The sequence below is a fragment of the Haloferax sp. Atlit-109R genome (assembly GCF_003665865.1).
Lineage (GTDB): Archaea > Halobacteriota > Halobacteria > Halobacteriales > Haloferacaceae > Haloferax > Haloferax volcanii.
Genome location: NZ_QPLO01000003.1, coordinates 161,915 through 185,827, shown reverse-complemented (window position 1 = coordinate 185,827; position 23,913 = coordinate 161,915). Strand labels below are relative to the sequence as shown.

Annotated in this window: 17 protein-coding genes; 6 read left to right on the top strand and 11 right to left on the bottom strand. The window is 65.3% G+C overall.

The genetic code is table 11. The features are described 5' to 3' along the window. Positions 1-10: 10 nt before the first annotated feature. Positions 11-1,684 (bottom strand): ABC transporter substrate-binding protein, encoded by a 1,674-nt coding sequence (locus DVK03_RS17140; protein WP_115803862.1) that lies wholly within the window; start codon positions 1,682-1,684, stop codon positions 11-13. 412 nt (positions 1,685-2,096) lie between these two features. Here DVK03_RS17140 and DVK03_RS17130 point away from each other — a divergent pair, with 412 nt between their 5' ends. Continuing rightward, entirely contained in the window at positions 2,097-3,344 is a 1,248-nt protein-coding gene (locus tag DVK03_RS17130) for a Zn-dependent hydrolase (protein WP_004064586.1), read from the top strand. A gap of 402 nt (positions 3,345-3,746) precedes the next feature. Then, positions 3,747-4,562 carry an IclR family transcriptional regulator gene (locus tag DVK03_RS17125; protein ID WP_004043255.1) on the top strand — a complete coding sequence of 272 codons (816 nt, stop codon included), beginning with the start codon at positions 3,747-3,749 and terminating at the stop codon, positions 4,560-4,562. Positions 4,563-5,475: 913 nt separating this feature from the next. Here DVK03_RS17125 and DVK03_RS17120 read toward each other — a convergent pair. Further along, a complete protein-coding gene (locus tag DVK03_RS17120) occupies positions 5,476-6,273 on the bottom strand; it encodes a universal stress protein (RefSeq protein WP_115803861.1) in 798 nt (265 codons plus the stop codon). Beyond that, complete coding sequence (locus DVK03_RS17115; RefSeq protein WP_115803860.1) at positions 6,266-7,735, bottom strand: APC family permease; 1,470 nt, start codon at positions 7,733-7,735, stop codon at positions 6,266-6,268. The genes DVK03_RS17120 and DVK03_RS17115 overlap by 8 nt, the downstream gene beginning before the upstream one ends. Positions 7,736-7,941: 206 nt before the next feature. Here DVK03_RS17115 and DVK03_RS17110 point away from each other — a divergent pair, with 206 nt between their 5' ends. Next, positions 7,942-9,189, top strand: a complete 1,248-nt coding sequence (locus DVK03_RS17110; protein ID WP_006600917.1) for a tyrosine-type recombinase/integrase — start codon at positions 7,942-7,944, stop codon at positions 9,187-9,189. Positions 9,190-9,617: 428 nt separating this feature from the next. Here the strand turns inward: DVK03_RS17110 and DVK03_RS17100 are convergent, their stop codons facing one another. Beyond that, positions 9,618-10,082 (bottom strand): DUF1269 domain-containing protein, encoded by a 465-nt coding sequence (locus DVK03_RS17100; RefSeq protein WP_115803858.1) that lies wholly within the window; start codon positions 10,080-10,082, stop codon positions 9,618-9,620. Positions 10,083-10,567: 485 nt separating this feature from the next. Between DVK03_RS17100 and DVK03_RS20295 the strand changes: the two genes are divergently transcribed. The 3 genes from DVK03_RS20295 to DVK03_RS17085 are packed head-to-tail and all read left to right on the top strand — an operon-like array spanning position 10,568 to position 14,225. Beyond that, entirely contained in the window at positions 10,568-10,819 is a 252-nt protein-coding gene (locus DVK03_RS20295; protein ID WP_233521844.1) for a hypothetical protein, read from the top strand. Positions 10,820-10,873: 54 nt separating this feature from the next. After that, the gene (locus DVK03_RS17090; RefSeq protein ID WP_115803857.1) at positions 10,874-12,568 is read left to right on the top strand and encodes a TIGR00341 family protein; all 1,695 of its coding nucleotides are present in this window, start codon (positions 10,874-10,876) and stop codon (positions 12,566-12,568) included. After that, positions 12,558-14,225 (top strand): MFS transporter, encoded by a 1,668-nt coding sequence (locus tag DVK03_RS17085; RefSeq protein WP_115803856.1) that lies wholly within the window; start codon positions 12,558-12,560, stop codon positions 14,223-14,225. The genes DVK03_RS17090 and DVK03_RS17085 overlap by 11 nt, the downstream gene beginning before the upstream one ends. 678 nt (positions 14,226-14,903) lie before the next feature. Here the strand turns inward: DVK03_RS17085 and DVK03_RS17080 are convergent. The 7 genes from DVK03_RS17080 to acs (DVK03_RS17050) form a co-directional block, all read right to left on the bottom strand. After that, positions 14,904-15,119, bottom strand: coding sequence for a hypothetical protein (locus DVK03_RS17080; RefSeq protein ID WP_004064598.1), 216 nt, complete (start codon positions 15,117-15,119; stop codon positions 14,904-14,906). Between the two features lie 110 nt (positions 15,120-15,229). Next, positions 15,230-15,718, bottom strand: coding sequence for a universal stress protein (locus tag DVK03_RS17075; RefSeq protein WP_004064599.1), 489 nt, complete (start codon positions 15,716-15,718; stop codon positions 15,230-15,232). 3 nt (positions 15,719-15,721) lie between these two features. Continuing rightward, positions 15,722-17,371, bottom strand: coding sequence for a VC_2705 family sodium/solute symporter (locus tag DVK03_RS17070; protein ID WP_004043083.1), 1,650 nt, complete (start codon positions 17,369-17,371; stop codon positions 15,722-15,724). Next, positions 17,368-17,805: a DUF4212 domain-containing protein gene (locus tag DVK03_RS17065; RefSeq protein WP_004064601.1), complete on the bottom strand. Its 438-nt coding sequence runs from the start codon at positions 17,803-17,805 to the stop codon at positions 17,368-17,370. Before DVK03_RS17065 ends, DVK03_RS17070 begins: the two co-directional genes overlap by 4 nt. Before the next feature lie 52 nt (positions 17,806-17,857). Next, positions 17,858-19,852: an acetate--CoA ligase gene (gene acs, locus DVK03_RS17060; RefSeq protein WP_115803855.1), complete on the bottom strand. Its 1,995-nt coding sequence runs from the start codon at positions 19,850-19,852 to the stop codon at positions 17,858-17,860. Between the two features lie 198 nt (positions 19,853-20,050). Beyond that, complete coding sequence (locus tag DVK03_RS17055; RefSeq protein WP_115803854.1) at positions 20,051-21,817, bottom strand: bacterio-opsin activator domain-containing protein; 1,767 nt, start codon at positions 21,815-21,817, stop codon at positions 20,051-20,053. 143 nt (positions 21,818-21,960) lie between these two features. Then, positions 21,961-23,877, bottom strand: coding sequence for an acetate--CoA ligase (gene acs, locus DVK03_RS17050; RefSeq protein ID WP_115803886.1), 1,917 nt, complete (start codon positions 23,875-23,877; stop codon positions 21,961-21,963). Positions 23,878-23,913: the final 36 nt, after the last annotated feature.

Below are 23,913 nucleotides of genomic sequence, written 5' to 3'. Positions count from 1 at the left end.
GGAATCTCTGTTAGCGGTCGAGCCAGTTGTCTCCGAACTGGAGCGTCGACCCGTCGGGCGCGCCGATATCGCCTTTGTACTGCGAGGCGGCCCCGTAGAGACTCGGCTGCCACCACAGGAAGAGGTGGCCGGCGCGCTCCTCGTGGAGAATCTCCGTCGCCTGGTGGTAGAGGTCGGCGCGCTCCTGTTCGTCGTAGATGGTGCGCGCCTCCTCGACGAGCGCGTTGTAGTCCTCGTTCACCCAGTTGGTGAAGAAGAACGCCCCGTTGGGGTGCAGGAACTTGTAGAACGACACGTCGGGGTACCAGAGCGCGAGGTAGGAGCTCGTCGTCGCCTGGAAGTCGCGGTTGGAGTAGACGTCCGAGAGCCACGTGCTCCACGTAATCTGCTGGATTTCGAGGTTGATGCCGATCTCGGCGGCGTCGGCGGCGATGACCTCCGCGGCCTGCACCTGCGTCGGGTAGGACTGCGGAATCTTGAACGTCGCCGTGAAGCCGTCGGACATACCGGCGGCGTCGAGGTGCTCTTGGGCCTTGTCGAGGTCACGCGGGCGCGGCTCGATGTCCGGGTTGACCCACGGACTGCCGGGCGTCGCCGGGGACGCGGTGGTCTGGCCGGTGCCGTAGAGCGCCGCTTCAGCGACCTTCTCCTTGTCGATGGTGTAATCGAGCGCGAGGCGGGCGTCCTTGTTGTCGAACGGGGCCACGTCACAGTTCAGGCCGAGGTAGACGAGCGATTTCGGGAACTGCTTCTCGAATCGAACGTCGGGGGCCTGTTCGACGCGGGAGACGTCCTTCGGCGCGATGCCGTTGACGAAGTCGTACTCGCCGGCGAGGAACGACTGGAGGCGGACGCTCGGGTCCGGCACCTCGCTTTTGACGATGGTGTCGATGAACGGGCCGTCCTCGTCGGACGCGCCCCAGTAGTCCTCGTTGCGCGACATCGTGAACGAGGTCTCGATTTCGCGGCTCTCGAACACGTACGGACCGGTCCCGATGGGTTCTTCGACCATGTCCTTCTCGGCGTTCTCGGCGGGCATGACCGACAGCTCCGCCGTCGCCATCTTGGCGAGGAACGGCGCGAAGGGTTCGGTGAGTTGGACTTCGAAGGTGTAGTCGTCGGGGGCGCGAAGCTCCTCGACGTAGTCGAAAAAGCCGGTGGCGAGGTAGTCGCCGTTCTGGACGCGCTCGTAGCTCGCCAGCACGTCCTCGGAGGTCATCTCCTTGCCGTTGTGGAAGGTGACGCCCTGCCGGAGGTTGAACGTCAGGAGCGTGTTGTCGTCGGACTGCTCCATCGACTCCGCGAGGTGCGGTTCGATGGAGTAGTCGTCCTGCAGCGCGACGACTTCCTCGTAGATGTTCTCAAGAACGCGCTTCGAGGCCGCGGAGGTGTCGATGTGCGGGTCGAGACCCTGCACCGGCACCGCGCCGCCCCACTGGAGCGTGCCGCCCTGCTTCCCGCCGCTCGCGGCGGTCGTCTCGGTGCTTTCGGTGTCGTCGCTTCCGCCCGAAGTGCCCGAATCTGCGGTCGTGCTGTCGTCTGAACCGCCGCCCGTACACCCGGCGAGCGCCGCCGCGCCGGTCGTCGCCGCCGCCCCGAGGAAAGTGCGGCGGTCGAACCGACTGCGACGCGTGCCGTCGCCGGTGCTGTCGGAGGAGTCGCTCCCCTTGCCATTCTCTTGCATACAGACCCTCAAATCCGCTACTGTGTGATAAAAATTGTGGTTGTGTGAGTACAATCATCATATCGAGACGAGAGAGGTGTAACACCAGATACCATTTCGAGCGCCGGACGAGAGGGAACTGTGGAATGACCAATTCCACCCGGTCACGTCCGGGATTACTCCCAGAACGTCAACCCACCACCCCACAGGCGACGGTCCAAATCGACGACCCGACGACGGCCCGCAGGTCGGTCGCGAGCGACCGAGCCGTGCCGACGGACGTCTTCGAGAGACATGGTAGGGGCAGAGTCCGAGAACCCACATCCAGCGTACCGTGCCTGCTGATTTCGGAGAGTGCGCGACTGGCCGGTACTGTCATGCATGTGACCGAATTCCAAACAATAAAATAGGGTGAGTCCCGAATCCGGGAACCATGCGAGTCAATCAGCAGCGACTCCGCAGCGACATCGAGTCGAACGCGGAGTTCGGGGCCGTCCCGACGGACGAGGGTCGGGGGCGGACGGTCCTGACCGGCAGCGAGGCGGACCGGCGGGCGAGAGAGTTCTTCTGCGAGCGCCTCCGGGACGCCGGTCTCTCCATCACCATCGACGAGGTCGGCAACATCGTCGGCCGATGGGAACCCGAGAGCGCGGACCCCGACGCGGCCCCCGTCGCCACGGGGAGCCACCTCGATTCGGTCCCCGAGGGCGGCATCTTCGACGGCCCGCTCGGCGTCTACGCGGGGCTGGAGAGCGTCCGCGCGATGCAGGACGCCGGCGTCGAGCCGGTCCGCCCCGTCGAGGTCGTCAACTTCACCGAGGAGGAGGGCCAGCGGTTCGGCGGCGGCCTCATCGGGTCGGCGGTCGCCGTCGGGGAACTGGGCGTCGCGGAGGCGCTCGATATCGAGGACGACGACGGGATTCCGCTCGGTGACGCCCTCGCGGACATCGGCTACCGGGGCGACGGGCGCGTCGACGCCGCCGACTGGGACGCGTGGATAGAGCTCCACATCGAGCAGTCAGAGCGCCTCGAAGACGCGGCGGTCCCGGCCGGCGTCGTCACGAGCATCGTCGGCCTCTCGCGCTGTGCCGTCGAAATCACGGGTGAGGCCGACCACGCGGGGTCGACGCTCATGGGCGACCGCTCGGACGCGCTCGCCGCCGCCAGCGAGTTCGTCCTCGACGTGGAGCGCGCGACGAACGAGCGCGGCGAGGTCTCGGAGACCGCGGTCGGAACCGTCGGCAAACTCGAAGTCTCGCCGAACGCGCCCAACGTCATCGCCGGGCAGGTCGACCTAACCGTCGACATCCGCGACGTGGCGTACGACTCCATCGAGTACGTCATCGACGAGGCGGAAGCGAGCCTCGACCGCATCGAGGCCGAGCGCCCGGTCGAAACCGCGCTCTCGCACCCGTGGGACCGCAAGCCCGTCGAGATGAGCGAGCGCTGCCGCGCCGCGCTCCACGACGCCGGGGCCGACGCCGACCTCGACACCCTCGACCTCCACTCCGGGGCGGGCCACGACACCATGCACGTCGCGGCCGTCACCGACGCCGCGCTGCTCTTTGCCCCCTCCCGCGACGGCATCTCGCACAACCCCCGCGAGTGGACCGACTGGGAGGACTGCGCCGACGCGACCCGCGTACTCGCCGGCGCGCTCGCCGACCTCGCGACCGAGTGACGAGACCGCCCGCTCGACGACTATCGTGTTCGTTTCCGTGCTCCGATGAACCACCGCGACTGGTGAGTCCGAGTCGGCTGACTCCCGCATCTCCGCGACGGCCGCGTCGTCGAAACCGCTCGCTCGGGCGAAACACAAATCATCGAGTAGAGCCGCTGAAGACCCGCTATTCACACAGTTCGAGGCGAATCGAGTCACGTAACACATCGCATCGTTTGTGGAATGAGAACAAAACTGATTAGCGGCCGAATTCGCTGTTTCTGCCCGTGAGAAGACCGAATTCAGTTTCATTGGCCTCGGAATAGCGCTACGTTGCGGTAATCCGTGCGATTTATCGGTTCTCTCGAAAGTGAACGTTCGTCAAATACAAACATCTATGGCTCGGGAGCTTCGAACTGGACTATGGCAGACGAACACACGACCGGTTCGCCGCGGACCCTGAAGACGGTGTCTCGTGCGTTCGATGTCGTTCGTGCGCTCGAAGAGCTAGACGGCGCGCGAGTGACCGAGTTGGCAAACCATCTGGACCTCTCGAAGAGCGTCGTCTACAACTACTTGAGCACGCTGCGGGCCGAGAAGTTCGTCGTGAAGGAGGAAGACACCTACCGGCTGTCGCTGCAGTTCCTCCTCGTGGGCGAGTACGTCCGCTACCAGAACATCCTCTACCGAATCGGCAAGCCCGAAATCGAGGAGCTCGCGGAGAAGACCGGCGAGTACGCCCACTTAGCGACCGAACAGCACGGGCTGGGCGTCAACCTCTACAAGGTGAGCGGCGAGAAGGCCGTCGGGAGCGACTACCAGGTGAACAAGCTCCAGCGCGCCGACTACCTCCACTTCTCGGCGACCGGAAAGGCGATTCTCGCCCACCTTCCCAAAGAGCGCGTCGAGTGGATTATCGACCAGTACGGCCTGCCGGGGAAGACCGAGGCGACCATCACGACCCGCGAGGAACTCTTCGAGGAGTTGGAGACGATTCGCGACCGGGGCTACTCGCTCAACGACGAGGAGGAAATCAAGGGCCTGCAAGCCATCGGCGCGCCGGTAACGAACCGCCACGGACGCGTCCTCGGCTCCATCAGCGTCTCCGGGCCCGTCCGCCGGATGAAACAGCCCGAGTACCACGAACAACTCATCGAGAGCGTCGTCAACACCGCCAACGTCATCGAGGTCAACGTCAACATGGAGGAGTCCGACGACGACTTCCCGACGTTCAGTTAGTCGGTCGCGTCCTCGCCGGACATCACGCCGGAGTCGTCTTCACGTCGACATCTCCCGTCCGGTTCACAAACGGAGAACCGGCGGTCTCGACCGCGTCGCGGTCGAGTCGGGGACCCCGAAACGGGACGAGCGGTGGGCCGAGGACTCCCCCCGCTCTCAAATCTCGGCGCCGCGGTGTCGAAGCAGCACTCGGACCGTCGACGCCGTCCGCCAGCCGAGAGTGACGTTTTCGACCATCGGACGGTCAACACGCCCCCAAAAGTTGCGAGAGCGGAACATCGAGGAGTCCAGAGACAACAACTGATAGCCCGCAGTATTGACTATATAAGAACGCGAATAGATAATCAGTCGACGAATATTCGACGAGGCACGAGATTCCAGCTAGTCTCCGAAATCGTCACCGCAACCGAGACGCCTCACCGAAGGGCGGACGACGACTATCACCCCGACGGACGAGCCGAATTCTATTACGAGGCTATGTGTGTAATGCAAGTGCGGTCAAGCGACACAGTTCCGAACGCCGAAGTTCGAATGTCGTCCGCGCACGACCGGGCCGACCGAGTTCGTCGTCGATAGACGAACACTTCGTACCGACCGGACGAGTCGAGACGCGGAAGAGCAGTCGAACACGGTCTTCTGGTCGCGATGATATTGAATACTATAAACAACAGTGCGGTGCCAGATAGGGTTTATCCGTCGCCTGAATGTCCAACTGTCTCGAACGGTAACGGCGATACGAGCGGACCGGCCCAGTGACATATACTAAATATACTAAATAGGATTTCTATAAATTGTAAAATTTTTGAAATGTTCGAAATTTCCAATTTGTTCTCATCAATCAACCCTCTCCAGTGGATATGTTTTGTTGTCGCAATACTATAACGAGAGCGTCAGAGAGAGACGAGGTGTCCCCTCACGCCGGGTCGGCGTTGTCGACGGGGTCGCCGGGGGCGTCAAACTCGTCGGGCTCGTCGGGCTCGTCGGATTCGGTGTCGAGCGGTCGCCGGACCACGAGCACCGGACCGACCGTCTGTTCGGCGACGCGGTCGGACGTTTCACCGAACAGCCGGCCGCGGAGCGTGGGTTTCTCCTCACCCATCACGACCACGTCGTGGTCGTCAGCGGCTTCGATGAGCGCCTGAAGCGGGTTCTGGGCGACGACGACGACGCGCGAGATGTGTTCGCGGCAGACCCCGAGGGCGGCCAGTTCGCCCGCGACCTCGCTGAGCAGGTCTTCGCCGTCCGAGACCGCGGCGTCCTCTTCGGCGGCGTGGAACAGCGTGAGCTCGATATCCTCGTGTCTCCCGACGGCCGCGGCGACCTTGGTAATCGTTTCGAGGTTGATGTCCTCTTTTATCGGGACGATAACGCGGTCGATAATCGGGGCGGGGTTCGAGAGCAACACCGCGTCGCAGTCCGCCTCCGTGGCGATGCGCTCCATCGTCTGGTCGGCGTCGTGAGTGAACACGAGCCGCGTCTCGACGGTCGCACCGGCGGCTTCGAACACCGAGACGAGCTCGCCGAGCTCCTCGCGCGCCTTCGGTTCGAACTGTTCTCTGGCCTGTTCGGGGGCCGTCTGCTCGGGAATCTCGTGATACGCGAGGATGACGACCGTCGTCCCCGAGAGCAGGCGGGTCAGTTGGTCAGGAATCACCTGTCCTTCGAGCACCGCGACGGGGACGAGCACGCGAACGTCGTCGGAATTACGCATCTGAGCTCACCCCCTTGAGGCGCACGTCTCTGGCGTAGACGAAGTACCACGCCAGCGCCGCGAGCGCGACGACGACGCCGACCGCCTGCGAGAGCGGTTGCATGAACGCGACGAGGCTGAAGCTCGCGAGCGCCCCGAGCACCGGAACGACCGGGTAGCCGGGGACGCGAAACGACGGGTCGTACCACGCGGGGTTCGACCGACGGAGCGCGATGAGCGCCACGCAGATGAGCCCGTAGGTGACGAGGTGCAGGAACGACGCGACCTCTGCGAGCACCTCCGTCCGGCCGACGGCGACGAGGACGACCGTCGGCCCGCCGACGAGCGCGAGCGCGACGTGGGGCGTCCCGTACCGGAGGTTGATTCGCGCGAGTTGCGGCGGGACCAGCGCGTCGCGGCTGAGCGCGTAGAGCGCGCGCGACGAACTGAGAATCGAGGCGTTCGCGCTCGACACCGTCGCGAAGAGCCCGGCGATGAGGATGGCGACCGCGCCGGGGAAGCCGAGGTACGAGCGGGCGACCTCGACGATGGCCGTCTCGCCGAAGGTGGCGAGTCGAGCGCTCCCGAACGCGCCGGTCGAGACGAGAATCGTCACGACGTACAGCACCCCGACGACGACCACGGACCCGACCATCGCCAGCGGGAGGTTCCGGCCGGGTTTCGTTATCTCGCCCGCGACCGTCGCCACCTGCGCGAACCCGAGGTAGGAAGTGAACACGAGCGCCGCCGTGGTGAAGATGCTGAGCGTCCCGTAGGGCATGAACTCCTCGGGGACGGTCTGCCGGCCGAACAGCCCGAGCGTGTCGAGCGAGCCGTAGACGAGGAACACGAGGAGGATGCCGAGAAGCAGGCTCACGATGCCGTTCTGGAGCTTCGTCGCGTTCTCGGTCCCGAACATGCTGAGCGCCGTCAGGACGATGCCGAAGCCGACGCCGAGCGTCGCCACGAGCGGCAGGTCCGAGACCATCGACGCCGCGCCCAACTCCGCCAAGACGGCGATGGCGTACTGCGCGAAGCCGACGAGGTAGAACGCCGAGGCGAACACCAGCCCCAACCAGAGACCGATGCCGACGACCGCGCCGAACGCCGACCCCATCCCGCGGGAGATGAAGTAGTACGCGCCGCCGCTTTTCGGCATCGCCGTCGCCAACTCGGAGGTCGGAAGCGCGACCAACAGCGCGATGACCGCCCCGAGCGCGAACGAGAGCGCGGCCGCGGGGCCCGCCTGCCCGGCGGCGAGACCGGGGAAGACGAAGATACCCGCGCCGACCATGGTCCCGATACCGATTGCCAACCCGCCGCGGAGGCCGATTGTTCGCTCCAACTCGGTCCCGCTTTCGAGGACCGTCACCTCGTCGGCCGCGGCCCCGACATCGACCGCCGGGTCCGCGTCACCGACCGGTTCCCCGCCGTCGGGCGGGTCCGCCTCGAGCACCGAACCGCCGTCGTTTCCATCGGACATTGTAACGTCCTGTTATCACGGCTCCCCAATATATCTACTACCCATCATATTGAGGGCAGTCGGTCGGCCGGTGGGTGCGACACCGCCGGCGGTGCGTCGTCGCCCCCGACGAGAGAAAGGGTTAATCCGTCCGCGGCACGCCCTGCATACAGAACGATGGCGCACGGAACGCAACGCGGCGGACGGGTCGGGCGGGGTGAGCCGCGGTGAACTGGTCGCGGAAGTCGCTCGACGAGCTCGAAGCGTTCTACTGGGAGACGATAGCGCCGGCGATGGACCGCGACGGGATGGACCCGACGCGGGACGTGCCGACCTACGCGTGGCTGACCGAACGCGGCTGGTCGGGCATCGCCTACGCGCTCCGCGAGAAACACGACCTCACCCCGCGGGAGTTCTTCGTCGAGGTCGTCGGTCTCGGCGACGATGAGGCCGACGAGGGCTACGACTGGGGCGTCGACGACGACCGCACCGTCGAGGCGTTCGAGTCCTACCTCGGCATGCTCGAATCGCGGCGCGGCCTCGCGGACTCGACGCTGCCGACCCGCCGCACCCACCTCGCGCGGTTCGCCCGAATCTACCGCGACCGGTACGGGTCGGCGGACCTGCTTTCCCGGCTCGACGACCGCGACGCCGAGCCCGACGAGATAGACCGCTGTCTCGCGGTCCTCGACGAGTTCGACGCCGAGCTCGCCACCGACGGAACGAAGCTCAAATACCTCCAGACGGTCCGGTCGTTCTACGAGTACCTCGTCGACTTCCGGCGCGCGCGGTACAACCCCGTCGAGAACGCCGCAAAGCAGTTCCGCTGGGAGCAGGGCCAACCCGACAACCGCACGATGACGGCCGACCAAGTGAGCGACGTGTACGCCGTCGCCGACGACCTCGAAGACCGGCTTCTCGTCCTCGGACTCGCCGGGTGGGGGCTGCGACCGAACGAACTCGCGTCGCTCCGCGCCTCCCAGCTCGTCCTCTCCGGCGACGACCCCCACATCGCGTTCGACGAGCGCAAAAACGGGCCGGGAACCGTCGCGCTCCTCTACGGCGTCGACGCCGTCGCCGCGCGCATCGACGCGCTCGCCGCGGACGACGACTGGAACGGCGCGCTGTTTCCCTCCTCGCGGGCCGCCTCGGGACACATCGCCCGCGAGACGGTCAACCGCCGGTTCAAGCGCCTCGCCGACGAGGCCGGCGTGACCGTCGACGGCGAGGTTCCGACCGCGAAACTCTGTCGGCGCTTCTGGTACACGGCATATCAGGAAGCGGTCGACGAGATGCTCGCCCAGTTGGAGGGCGTCGCCGCCGACCAAGGGTCGAAAAGCGCCGGCGTCGTCATGTCGAACTACCTCTCCGAGGAGCGCCGCCGGTCGTTCCGCCGGCAGGCGATGCGCGAGACGCTGGCCGACGTGTTCGAGTCCGCCGGCGAGTCTGCGACCGTCGAGACGCAGATGCCGTGACTGTCGCGTCGGTCGCTGCGCAAGACACGAGGTGGGTCGGCGGCCGGGTAAATCATATGTCGCGATATACAACTATCTCGTGGTGGGAGTGGTATGCAGACCGACAGCGACGCGACCGCATTTCTGTACTGAAAAGCCGCCAGCGTTCGGAACGGACCGGCGGTTCGACGGAAACGCTCTGCTCAGTCCAGAGAGACGTTCTTCCCATCGAATCGCTGGCAGACTACGCACCCGTCGGACACTCGTCCACCCCCGATAATGATGGCTCACCGACGTTTTTGTTACACGACTAACTTTGTAAAGTATAGTGACTCTCGTTCCGGGGAGTAAGACACTTGCGAGCGTCGAAGAGTGTCCGGCGCACACGTCGTCAGGCGTGGGCGACGCTCTCGGCACCGCGCAGACGGTCACCTGTGGCCGTTCGGAATCTATCCCGCAATCTCCTCGGCGGCGAACACCTCACGGAGTCGGTCTTCGTCCTCGGGCGAGAGGTTCGTCTCGATTATCTGGAACTCGTCGTCCGACAGTTCCGCCTTGATTCGGTCCATCTGCGCGCCGCGGGACAACAGGAACAGCGCGGAGGTTCCGGGTTCGACCGTGTTCGCGACCTCTTTGATGAACGAGTCGTCGACGCCGATATCGGTGAACTTCCCGCTGAGCGCGCCCGTCACCGCTCCGACCGCCATCCCGAGCCACGGCATCCAGAAGATGACGCCGATGAGAAGCCCCCAGAACGACCCCCCGAGCGCGCCCACGCCGACGAGGCTCTGTGCCTGTTTGACCTTCACCTGCCCGTTCCCTTTTCGAACGGCGATGGCGGCGTCCTCTATCGTAATCAGTTCGCGCTTCTGGAGGTGGTACAGTTTCTCCCGCATGTTCTCCGCGCCGTCCATCGTATCGAACGCGAGTACGACTAGTGAACTCATCTCATCAACTCACTCACACGTAAGCGGGAAACCATAATAAACTGCGTTTACCGCGTCGCTGACTGTCTCGAAGCCGGTAATTCGTCGCGTTCGAAACAGTCAGCCGTCCCTCGAACGAGTGTTTCCCGCGAAGTTCGAGGGATGGCCACCCGACCCGTCACGACCTACGGCTCTATACTCGTCGCCCGCCAACGCTCCGGTATGACTAGTCGGAACTCGTTCACGCCCGCGGAGTGGCGGGCGCTCGCACAGACGCCGGTCGAGGTGATGTTCGGCGTCGTCGTCGCCTCGAACGGCGGCCTGCGGGAGAGCTGAAGACGATTCGTCGGACTCTCCGACACACCGACGAGTTCGGCCCGGAGTCGGAGCTCGTCACCCACGTCGCCGGGTTCGTCCGGGTGAACGCCGACCGGGTGCGACGCGACGCGGAGACGCGAGATTTCACTCGCCCGGTGGCAATCGCTCGCGCGGGCGACCACTGCCGGGAAGCGACGGCAATCGTCCGAGCGCGGGCGATCCCGGCGGAGCGAGACGAGTACGGACGGTTCGTTCGCTGGTGCGCCGAACGGGTCGCGGACGCCGGGGTCGAAGGCGGGATACTCCGACTGGGCGGCCGGCGGGTCAGCCCGGCCGAGCGGGCGTTCATCGACGCCATCGGGGAGACGCTCGCCGTTGCCGATACGCCGAGCGAGACAAGCGGGTGAGCTATCCTATCAAAGCACTCATATTATTTAGTGCTTCGTGACGTTGTATCCCGTATGCGACTCGTTCAGGTGCTGATACCCCGGGGGAGCCGAGAGAGCGTGCTGGAGTCGCTCGACGGACAGGGAGTCGACTACGCCGTCTTCGAGGAGGTCGGCCGGGGCGACTTCGAGGCGATGGTGCAGTTCCCGGTCCCGCCCAGCGGCGTCGAGACGGTGATGGAAAAGCTGACGAACGCGGGCGTCCGAGACGACAGCTACACCATCGTGCTCCCCACGGAGACGGTCGTCTCGCAGCGTCTCTCGGCTCTGAAAGAGCGCTTTCCCGGGCTCAGAATCTCCCGCGAGGAACTCCACGCTAGGGCGGAGGACCTCGCGCCGGCGAACTCGACGTTTTTCAGTTTCCTGATACTCAGCACGGTCATCGCCGCGACGGGACTGCTTCTCGACTCCGCGGCGACGATTATCGGCGCGATGGTCGTGGCCCCGCTGATGGGACCGGCGGTTTCGGCGTCCGTCGGGGCGATACTGGCCGACCAACGGATGGCGACTCGCGGCGTCGTCCTCCAGGTGACGGGCCTCGCGGCGGCCATCGCGACGGCCGCGGTGCTCGGAGTGGTGCTCCAGCAGACGATTCTCATTCCGCCGGGCGTCGATATTCAGGCGATACCGCAGGTCGCAGAGCGAACCAGTCCGAACGTCCTGTCGCTGTTTCTCGCGTTGGGGTCGGGCATCGCGGGAGCGATAAGCATCATGCGCGGGTCCGGGTCGACGCTCGTCGGCGTCGCCATCGCCGTCGCGCTCGTCCCGCCGGCGGCGACATCTGGGCTGGGTATCGCGTTCGGACTCCCCGCGGTCGCCGTCGCGGGCGCGGTGCTCGTCGTCGTCAACCTCCTCGCCATCAATCTCTCGGCGCTGATTCTGTTCTACCTGTCGGGGTTCAAACCGCTCGACGCCGACGAGCGGGAGGGCGTCAGAACGTCGGTCGCCACCCGAATCGCCGTCATCGGTGTGGGTATCGCCGTGCTCTCGCTCGTCCTCGCCGGGGTGACGTACGCGTCGTTCCAGACCGCGTCGTTCGAGCAACAGACGCAGGCCGAACTCCAGCGGCAGTTCGACGAGGCGGACATCGAGGGCGTCGAACTCGTCAGCGTCACGGTCGACTACCGGCCCATCGATTACCTCCTCGGGAACCAGCCGCGAGTCGACGTGCTGGTCGGGATTCCGCGGGACCTGCAAGCTCCGCCCGACCTCGCACAGCGGTTCGACGACCAACTGACCGCGGAGTTGGGCCGGGACGTGGTCGTCAGAGTCGGCTTCGTGGAAGCGCAGGTCTCCGACGAGGACGCCGAGCTACTCATCAACGGCGACGCGTTCGGGCTGTGGGAGTTCACCGACGTCGACGGCCTCGACAAGTTCGACGCGCTCGTCGACCGCTATCCGGAGCTGTTCGACCAGTTCGAAGCGACCGGCGAGCGAGTCCCCATCACGCTCATCCCCGGGAATCACGACTACGAACGCGTGGCGAAGGACGCACCGAACGAGGAGACGTGGTTCCAACGGCTCGTCACACCAGCGCCGGGGCGGGGAGACGATATTCCGTCCCGGACGGTCGTCCGACCGACCACCGAATCAAGCGGCGCGGCCGCAACTAACCCGAGTGGCGGTGACGCGACGACCGAGGCTCCGAGGCGTCCGGTGCGCAGAGAGGTTTATCGAACGGGACGTGGTATCGAGGACGATGGACTCTGACGCGAACGCGCACGTTCTCGACGAGGGGGTGGCGAGGACCGATTCGGCGAGCGGGCTGGCGTACTGGGGGCCGGCCGTGGCGGTGAGTCTCGCGATGTTCATCGGGGTCATCGACTCGACACTGATGAACGTCGCGATTCCGTCTATCGTCACCGACCTCGACACGACCGTCACGGTCGTCCAGGGCGCGATTTCGTTCTACGCGATGGTCATGGCGGCGCTGATTCTCCCCGGCGGCAAGCTGTCGTCGATGTACGGGGTTCGACGGCTGATGACCGCGACGCTCCTCGTGTACGGCGTCGGGACGACGCTGGCGGCGCTGAGTTGGAACGTCGTCGTGCTCTACGTGGGCTGGTCGGTCATCGAGGGGGCCGCCGCCGCCGTGTTGCTCCCGCTGACGTTCACCGTCCTCCTCGTCAGCTACGAGGGCGCGGACCGGGCGAAAGCTCTCGGCATCCTCGCCGGCGTGAACGCGGCGGGTGCCGCCTTCGGGCCGCTTTTGGGCGGCGCGGTCACGACGTTTGCGAGTTGGCGCTGGGGGTTCGGCATCGAGGTGCTAATCGTCCTCGTCGCGCTCGCGTTCGTCAGGTATCTTCCGGAGGCGTCCCTGAACGAGACGCCGACGAAACTGGACATCGGCGGCACGCTCCTCTCGGTGGCGGGGACGACCGCCCTCGTCGCCGGCGTCCTCTTGGCCGGGCGGTACGGCTGGCTAGCGGCCCGCCGACCGTTCGCCGTCGGCGGCGTGCAACTGGACTCGTTCGGCGCGTCTCCGACCGTCTGGCTCGTCGGCATCGGCGTCGGCGTCTTCTCGGCCTTCGTCCAGTACGAGCGCCGCGTCGAGCGCGAGGGCGGGTCGCCGCTCGTCCCGGTCCGCCTCCTGTCGAACGGGGCGTTCACCGCCGGCATCGCCACGAACGCCGTTCGGTCGCTGGTCCTCGCGGGGTTCATCTTCGTCGTCCCGGTCTTCCTCCAGACCGGGGCCGGGTACACCGCGTTCGAGACCGGCGTCGCGATGCTCCCGTTCTCGGTTGCGACGTTCGTCGCGTCCGTCTTCACGACCGGCTGGCGGCGGTTCGTCGCGCCGAAACTGCTGGTTCAGGCCGGCGTCGTCCTCATGGGAATCGGCGTGCTCGCGCTCGCGTCGCAGACGGCGCTGGACGCGACAGTCGCACAGCTCGCCGTGCCGATGGCGCTCGTCGGCCTCGGGCTCGGCCTCGTGATGGCACAGCTCATCGATATGACGCTCTCGGCGGTCGACCAGCGGGACTCGGCGGCGGCGTCCGGGCTGTTGAACGCGACGATGATGCTCGGCTACTCGTTCGGGACCGCTATCGTGGGCACGTACCTGCTCAGGCGGTTCTACGACGGCGTCGTCGACGGCGTGTTGGCCGCCGCGGGCGCGAGCGTGTCAGCGAGCGAGCGAGGGGCGCTCGTCGCCGCGCTGGAAACCGCCGCCGAGACGGCGACCGAAGGGACCCAACGGGCGTTTCTCGCCGGCCTCACGCCGGCGCAACGGGAGCTACTGGCCGAGGTGTTCGACGCCGCGATAGTGCAGGCACAGCGGGCGACGCTGTTCCTCCTCGCCCTGTTCGCGTTGCTCGTGCTCCTCGTTTCGACGCTGCTACCGGACGAAGGGACCAGCGGCGACCCGTGAGCCGTGAGTACGGCGTCGCTCGCTGCCGTCGCTCTCATCGCTGTCGTCGTCGTGACCAACAGTGCGTCGAATGAGCAGACTGGCGGGAGAGACCGCCATTCGAGATATCCGTTCTGATAATATTACTCTAAGTAATATAGTATATATTTAGAAATATTGAACTCTGAATTTCTGAGAGATACCACCTTAAATACCGTATATAACCTTCTAAATCATAAATTTTAGAATTTGTGAAATGTTTACCAGATATAGTCGTGTTACATTCGAACATAACCATATTGATTCAGAGACACTTTTGAAATAGTTATATTTGAAGAGTTGTGTTTATTCGATAGTATTATATGATATTCCAGACAGCCTGTATCGCCTAATTATCGGACGTGAATCCGTATTTGGTAGTAGTATGATATTTGAGGGAATCAGGGGCCACAGCAGGACGGACAGAGAGGCGAACACTCGATGACGAGGGGGGTCGGGATAACGCGACAGCGGGTGAGTACAGTCGTGTTGGCGTTGGTAACGGTGATGTCGCTCGTCGCGTGGGTACCGGTCGGCGCGGCGCTGACGATATCTGACCCGCCGTCACCGACGGCGACGAACGAGTGAGCGCGTCGGCGAGCGCGAACCCGAAACCGTTCCGAGTCAGGACGAGAAGATAGTCCGAGAGAGAATCCGGCGTCAGCGCTTCTCGCGCGCGGCTTCGACCGACGCGAAGAAGCCGAAGTACGCGACGACGCCCGCACCCATACAGAGGTAGAACGCCCACTGCGGCCCGTCGAGAACGTCGAACAGGACCGAAACGACCGTCACCCACGCCAGGGCGAACAGCAGGTCGGTTAGCATCCCCGAGCGGTGTTCGCGCACGTGGGTGCGAATCGTCTCCGCGAGGCTCATCGGCGGTCCCCTCCGTCGGGAGTCGCGGGCGACGTGGTCGTCGTCGCGCGGGTGGTGGCCGTTCTCGCGTGGGTCGTGTCCGTTCTCGCGTGGGTCGCGTCGTACATCGGTTACGCGTCCGCTTCTGCTTCCGTTTCCGCGTCCTTTTCGTGGACGTCGACGACGAGCACCGGGAGCCGCGTCCGCCGGAGGACGCGTTCGGTCACGCTCCCGAGGACGACCCGGGAGAGACCGGAGCGGCCGTGCGAGCCCATCACGACGAGGTCGATGTCGTTGTCCTCGACGAACTTCCTGATGGCTCGCGCCGGTTCGCCCGGGACGACGTGTTCCCGGACGGCCAGTCCGTGTTCGGCGGCGGCGTCGGCGACGTAGCCCGTGGCCGCGTCGGCCGCGTCCTTCACTTCGGGCATGTCGTCGAGGTGGCCCTGCCGGATGCGGTCGACCTGCTCCGTTCCCAGCGAGTAGCTTGTGGCGTCGACGTCGACGACGTACAGCGCGTGGACCGTCGCGCCGTACTTCGAGGCGAGGTCGACCGCCTGTTCGACGGCGTACTCCGCCGCGTCGCTTCCGTCAGTCGGAACGAGGATGTGTTCGTACATTGGTTAATCGTCCGCGGGGGACTGGCCCCCGTCGGCGCTCATGACGACGTCTTCTGCGGACTGTTGCTGGCCCATCGGTTCGGGGCTGTGACACTGCCGGACCATCTTCTTGATTCGCTCGGGCGGTTCGTCAGTCGCCATCGAGACGGCGATGGTGACGACGAACACGAGCGGCGTGCCGACCAGCGCCGCGCCGATGGCCGGCACGAACTCGGCGAAGAGGTCGCTGAAGTGGAAGATGAGGTCGTTGACCACGGCGGCGACCCAGAGCGTGAGGCCGACGCTCATGCCCGCGAGCGCGCCCTGACGGTTGGTGTTCTCCCACCAGAGACCGAGGAAGAACATCGGGAACAGCACGATGGCCGCAAGGGAGAACGCGAGCGCGACCAGTTCGCCGACGAGCGCCGGCGGGTCGAACGCGGTTACCGTCACGATGATGCCGAGCGCGACGATGGTCGCGCGACCGACGAACACCTGCTGACGCTGGGTCGCGTCGGGGTTGATGATGTTCGTGTAGATGTCGTGAGAGACGGCGGACGAGGCGGTGATGAACAGCCCCGCCGTCGTGGCGATGGCGGCGGCGATGCCGCCGGCGGCGACGAGGCCGACGAACCACGTCGGCAGGTTCGAAAGCTGCGCCGCGAGCACCACGATGAGGTCGCCCTCACCGCCGCTCATGCCGCCGTTGGCCGCGAACGTCGGGCCGTACTGGGAGGCGTCGTAGAGGTCGACGCCGAACGCCGCCAGCGCCGGGGCGCTCCAGTACAGGAGCAGGATGAAAAACAGCCCCCAGACGGTCGACTGCCGCGCCGTCTTCTCGTTTTCGACGGTGTAGAACCGCACCAACACGTGCGGGAGCCCGCAGGTGCCGAAGATGAGCGAGAACGCCGTGGCAATCCAGAGGTAGAACCCGGCGTTGGCGAACGGCTCGGAGAACTCGGTGGAGAGTTCGCCGATGAGTTGGCCGTATTCGATGTGCGGGAGGACCGTCGAGTAGCCGCCGGTGAAGCCGACGACGTAGACGGCCGTCAGGAACGCGATGATGAGGATGACGTACTGGACGGCCATGTTCTTCGTCGCGCCCATCATGCCGGAGATGGTCAGATAGCCCACCGTAATCGCCATCATCACGATGACCATCGTGACGTAGTCGGTCCCGAAGACGTACAACCCGACGAGACCCATCCCGCGGGCCTGCCCGACCGAGTAGACGAACCCGATGAGGATGGTCGTCAGCGCGCCGATTGCCCGCGCCGTGTCGGAGTTGAATCGGTCGCCGACGAAGTCGGGTGCGGTGTACTTCCCGAACCGGCGCATCTGCGCGGCCAGGAAGATGAGCAGGACGAAGTAGCCGGCCGTCCAGCCGATGATGAACGCGAGCCCGTAGAAGCCCGAGAGGGCGACGAGCCCCGCTAACCCGAGGTACGAGGCCGCAGACATCCAGTTCGCACCGATGGCCATCCCGTTTTCGATGTTGCCAATCGACCGGCCGGCGACCCACATCCCCTCCGTGTCGGCGACTTTGAACACGTAGCCGATGGCGAGAAACAGAGCCAACATCCCGACGACCATGATGGCCGGCACGAGTTTGAACGAGATGTTGAGCGCCTCGGGGAGCAGGTCTCCCGACTGGAGGAACACGCTCGCGGTCATTCGACGCGCCCCCCGTCGGCGACGGCGGCCTCGCTCTCACTCTTCGAGCGCGTCTGCGAGGCCGTGTGGTCGATGCCGTACCGCTCGTCGAGCTGGTCGCGCTTGCGCGAGTAGATGAACGCGAGCACGAGCGAACTCGTCGGTGACAACACGGCGACGAGGAAGTAGTGCAGCGGGAAGCCGATGACCGGGAGCTGTGCGGTCATCGTCGCCGGTGCGAAGTAGGTGAGCACCGGCGGTCCGAACGTGAGCAGCGCCCACGCGATAAAGCCGGTCCAGATTACTTTCAGGTGGTCTCGCATGAACGGGGTGCTCGGCTTCAGCAGGTTCACCTCCCGCGACAGGTAGTCTATCTCGTCGTGTCTCGGAGCCGTACTCCGGTCGGTGCTCGCGTCGTGTGAGTCAATCTCTGACTCGGTTGATTCGCGTGACATAGATTGGTTGGTCGTCTCGTAGTTACGCACGATACGCCCGCCGAGTGGGGATTCAGTCGCCCCGCGCGCGGACCTTCGCCGCGATTTCCTCGACGATGTCGGGGTTCCGCAGCGTCGAGGTGTTCCCCAGTTCCGCGCCGTTCGCCACGTCTTCGAGCAGGCGACGCATGATTTTGCCCGAGCGCGTCTTCGGCAGTTCGGGCGTGAACACGACCTGTTCGGGGCGGGCGATGGGGCCGATGGCGTCCTCGACGCCCTCGACGATGCGCGCGCGGAGGTCCTCGCCCTCCTCGTACCCGTCTTCGGTGATGACGTAGGCGTAGACGGCCTCGCCTTTCACCTCGTGGTTGCCGCCGACGACCGCCGCCTCCGCGACGCCCTCGACGCCGACGATGGCCGACTCGATTTCCATCGTCCCGAGGCGGTGGCCCGAGACGTTGATGACGTCGTCGACGCGGCCGAGCACGGTGATGTAGCCGTCGTCGTCGACTTTCGCACCGTCTTCGGGGAAGTAGACCCAGTCGTCGGGGTCGTCGCTGTCGGTGTCGGAGTACTCCGCCCAGTATTCGGAGATGTAGCGCTCGTCGTTGTCGTAGAGCGTCCGGAGCATCCCCGGCCACGGCTTGTTCACCGTGAGGTAGCCCGCCCGGCCGGGTTCGACTTCGTCGCCGTCGGTGTCGACGATTTGGGCGTCGATGCCCGGCAGCGGCGGCCCGGCGGACCCGGGTTTCATGTTCTTGACGCCCGGTAAGGTCGTAATCATCATCCCGCCGGTCTCGGTCTGCCACCACGTGTCTACCACCGGGCAGTCCTCGTTGCCGATGTGCTCGTAGTACCACTTCCACGCGCGCGGGTTGATGGGTTCCCCGACGGTCCCGAGCAGGCGGAGACTCGACAGGTCGCGCGATTCGGGGTATTTGCTGCCCCACTTCATAAACGCGCGAATCGCCGTCGGAGCCGTGTAGAAGATATCGACGGCGTACTTCTCGACGAGTTCCCACATCCGGTCGCGGTTCGGGAAGTCGGGCGTGCCCTCGTACATCACCGTCGTCGAACCGAGCGCGAGCGGCCCGTAGACGATGTACGAGTGGCCCGTAATCCAGCCGATGTCGGCCGAACACCAGTAGGTGTCTTCCGTCTCGATGTCGAGGACGGCGTGAGAGGTCCACGTCGCGTAGGAGAGATAGCCGCCGGTGGTGTGTTTGACGCCCTTCGGTTGCCCCGTCGTGCCCGACGTGTACATCAGGAACAGCATATCCTCGGCGTCGCGTTCGACCGGCGCGACGCGCTCGCCGCCCTGTTCGTCGAGAAGAGTATCCCAGTCGTGCTGGTTGCCCTTCAGGTCGTGGTCGAAGCCGTCGTCACCCAGTCGGTCGACGACGACCGTGGCATCGACGCCGTGGTCGACGCTGTCGAGTCCCTCGTTGGTTTTGTCGAGGTGGTCGAGCGGGTCGCCGCGGCGGTAGTAGCCGTCGCAGGTGACGAGGAAGCGGGAGTCCGCGGCGTTCATCCGCGTCGCCAGCGCCTCGGCGGAAAAGCCGGCGAAGACGACGTTGTGGGGCGCGCCGATGCGGGCGCACGCGAGCATGGCGATGGGGAGTTCGGGAACCATCGGCATGTAGAGCGTGACTACGTCGTCCTCCTCGACGCCGAGGTCGCGCAGGGCCGCCGCGAACTCGTTCACCTCGCGGTAGAGGTCCTGATACGTGTACGTCCGCGTCTCGCCGTGTTCGCCCTCCCACTTGATGGCGACGCGGTTCTTGTCCCCGTTTTCGACGTGGCGGTCCACGCAGTTGTAACAGGCGTTCAGTTCGCCGCCGGTGAACCACTCGTAGAACGGCGGATTCGAATCGTCCAGTACCTCGTCGTAGTCGGCGTCCCAGTCGAGCAGGTCGGCCGCGCGCTCCCAGCAGTCGGGCCAGTTCTCCTCGAACTCGTCGTAGATGTCGGGGTCCGAGACGTTCGCCTGCGCGACGAACTCCTCGGTGGGTTCGAACTCGTCTTGTTCTGCCAGCCGTGCCTCCAGTTCAGCGTCACCCTGTGCCATAGTACGTGCTAACGAGTCTCGACAAAGGGCATAAGTAGGATAACTAATTATCGAAAGTTAACACCACGAATATACATAATAGTCTGTGAGCACGTGTATAGGCTTCAGAGCCACAGATGAACGGTTCATACTATTGTCCATAAATTTTGGTAATCTATCAATCAATAACGGACGTTCGTGTGCTAATTCGTCGCACGCCTAAGGGTCTAGGGTCGAAGCGCGTTCGTCGGTGTCGTCGTCGAAGAACGCGGTCATGAGTTTCTGCTGTGCGGTTCGGAGGTGCTGGTGGAGCGTCGGTGACGAGATATCTATCGAATCAGCGAGGTCTTCGGCGGTACTGCCGCGGGGCCACTCGAAATAGCCGGCGAGGTAGGCCGCCCGCAGGACGGACTCTTGCTTGTCGGTGAGTCGCGCCACGAGCGATTCCCGGAAGTCGGCGGTGTTTCGCGTGGGCCGTTCGACCTCCTGTTTCGCGACGAGTTCGGTGGCGGGATAGGCGTCGGTCAGGTCGGACAGCACGTCTCGGAGCGGCGTTTCGTTCGAGAACTCGCCGACGAAACGGGCGACGCCGTCCTCCGCGACGAACCGCGAGACGGTGCCGTCGTAGGAGGTGAGCGTCGTAATCGTCGACCCCGCCGAGAGCGCGACTTCGAGGAGGGACTCCGTCCCTCGGTCGCGAATGAGGCGGATGTGCTCGACGGCGTCCGTCGTTTGCAACTCGTCGAACACCGCGTCCGTCGTCGCCTCCCGGACGGTGAGGAAACACAGCAACGACCGCTCTTCGATGGGGACGACGCCGCGGAGCCGAATCGAACAGCCGAGGGCCGCGGAGAGTCGAACGAGCACGTCCTGCTCGTCCGAGGATTCGAACTCCAGTTGGACGACCGTGTCTGCCAGCAGTAGCTTCCGACGCTCGGCGGCGGCGATTGCCTGTCCGACGTGGCGACCCAGCGTCACCAGTACGTCCGCCTCGACGTCGGGAACCGCTTGGCCGTCGAGCGCGACGTAGAGCGCTCCATAGGCGGTGTCGCCGTGCGCCAGCGGAACGACCGCAATCGGCACGGGTTCCGAGTTCGGGAGCGAGTCGGGACGCACCGTCTGTACGTCGCGGGTGTCGCACGCGCGTCGAGTGAAGTCGGTGCCGCGACCGGCGAGCGACCCCCGGACCGCTTCGAGCGACGTCTCGTCGAGACCGGCGGCGGTGCGCGACGTTCGCGCGTCGGTTTCGCCCGATTCAATCCAAGCGAAACGGTAGCGGTCTGAATCGGTGAGCCGGTCACAGACGGCCTGTTCGACCTCGCTTCGGGTGTTCACCGCCGAGAGCGCCGACCCGACGCTTCGCGCGGCTTCGATGACCTGACGCGTTCGGTCGGGGTCGCCGCTGACGGCGCGCCCGTCGCTGTCGGCAGGGGCCGGCGAAAGCGCATCGAGCACCTCGTCTTCGCTCGGTTCACCGAGGAGCGGCGCGAGGCTCTCGATGCGGTCCCAGCCGCCGATTCGCATGACGACGCTCGGCGGGATGCCGTCGGCGAGCATCGTTCGGGCGAAGTGCCGTCGCAGGTCGCGAGTCGAAACCTCCGCCAGTTCCTCGCGGCCGGTCTCCTCGGCGGCGCGCGTGCCGACCGACGCCACGAGCATCTGGAGACGCCGCGGCGTGACCGGAAGCACTCGCTCCGTCTCGTCGATGCCGGTCGCCGTGACGTACTTCCGAACGTCGTGTTCGACCTCGCTCGGCAGATACGCCTCTCGTCCGTCGGTCGGGACGGCGACGAAGTAGAGCTCCGTTCCCCCGTGTCGCCGCTGAGTCACGTGTGCGGGTTCGAACCGGCTCATCTCGGCCGGCGTGAGGCCGACTTCCGCGCCGAGGCGGAGCACGAGGTCCTCGCGGTACGTCTCGGTCGCCCGGCGCAGTCGCTCGTACCCGCCCGCCGACAGCGGCGTCGGTTCGGAGTTTTCGTCCCGCATCCGTTTCGCAACACTGTCGATAAGCGAACTAAAGCTTCCGATGAGAGCACAGAACCGACATGGTGAAAGCGACAATCGGCGTGGAAGTCGCTCCCGAACGATAGTAACTGCGTTTCGCTTAGAGAGAACTGTCCGAAACGTCGTCAGCCGTCACGGACGATGGATTCGAGTTCACCGACGATTTCCGGGTTCTGGAGCGCGGACGTGTCGCCGAACTCCTCGCCGTTGGTGATGTTTTCGAGGAACCGGCGCATAATCTTCCCGGAGCGCGTCTTCGGGAGGTCGGGCGTGAAGACGACGGCGTCCGGCGTGGCAATCGGCCCGATGCGCTCGCGGACGTGTGCGGCGATGCGCTCGCGGAGGTCGTCGTCCCCGGAGACGCCCGTCTCCAGCGTGACGTAGGCGTGGATGCCGCCCGCCTCGGCGTCGTCGACGCTGACGACGGCGGCTTCGACGACGCCCGCGACGCCGACGATGGCCGACTCGATTTCCATCGTCCCGAGGCGGTGGCCCGAGACGTTGATGACGTCGTCGACGCGGCCGAGCACGGTGATGTAGCCGTCGTCGTCCACTTTCGCGCCGTCGCCGGTGAAGTAGTGCCAGCCGTCCACGTCGAGTTTCGCCGCCTCCTCGCCCCAGCGGTGGCCGTGTCGCAGGGCGAGCGGCATCCCGGGCCACGGGCGCGTGAGAACGAGATAGCCGGCCTCGTTCACGGGAACCTCCTCGCCGCGGCCGTCGACGACCCGCGCGCCGACGCCCGGGAGCGGCGGTCCGGCTGAGCCGGGTTTCATCTTCTCGACGCCCGGCAGAGTCGTAATCATCATCCCGCCGGTCTCGGTCTGCCACCAGGTATCGACGATGGGACAGTTCCCGTTGCCGATGTGTTCGTAGTACCAGTGCCACGCGCGCGGGTCGATTGGTTCGCCGACGGTTCCGAGCAGGCGGAGGCTCGACAGGTCCCGCGACGCCGGGAGCGACGTGTCCCACTTCATGAACGAGCGAATCGCCGTCGGGGCCGTGTAGAACACGTCGACGGCGTTCTCCTCGATGAGGTCCCAGATGCGGTCGCGCTCCGGGTAGTTCGGCGTCCCCTCGTACATGACCGCCGTCGCCCCGAGCGCCAGCGGCCCGTAGACGACGTACGAGTGGCCGCTAATCCAGCCGATGTTCGCCGTACACAGATACGTGTCCTCGGGGTCGAGGTCCAACACCGTCTGCGACGTCCACGCGACGTGGGCGAGGTAGCCGCCGGTGACGTGTTCGACCCGCTTCGGTTCGCCCGTGGTTCCCGACGTGTGGATGAGAAACAGCACGTCGTCGGCCGCCCGCTCGACCGGGGCGACCTCCGCGCCGGCGTGGGCGTCGACCAGTTCGTCGTAGGTGTGCTGTCCCGCGCCGAGGTGTTCGGTCTCTCCGAGGTGCTCGACGACCACCATCTCTTCGAGGTCGTGGGCGGCCTTGAGACGGGCGTCGTCGGCCTTGCTCTTCAGGAAGATGGCGCTCCCTCTCCGGTAGTAGCCGTCGCAAGTGACGAGGTACGCCGAATCCGCGCTCTCCAGTCGCGTCGCGAGTGCGTCCGCCGACAGCCCCGCGAAGACGACGTTGTGGGGCGCGCCGATGCGGGCGCACGCGAGCATGGCGATGGGGAGTTCCGGAATCATCGGCATGTAGAGCGTGACCACGTCGTCGGCCTCGACGCCCTGCGCGCGGAGCGCGGCCGCGAACTCGTTGACCTCCCGGTAGAGGTCCTGATACGTGTACGTCCGCGTCTCGCCGAGGTGGCTCTCCCACTTGATGGCGACGCGGTTTTTCGCCCCGGCTTCGACGTGGCGGTCCACGCAGTTGTAACAGGCGTTCAGCGTCCCGCCGGCGAACCACTCGAACGGGGGTTCGTCGTCCGGAAGGACCGACTCGTAGGGGTCGAACCAGTCGAGCGTCGCCGCCGCTCGGGCCCAGCAGTCGGGCCAGTTCTCCTCGAACTCGTCGGAGACCGAATCGTCGGTGACGGTGGCCTGTTCGACGAACTGCGGCGACGGCGGAATCTCCTCGTCTTCGGCCATCCTCGTTTCGAAGTCCGGCCCACGACGGTTCGACAT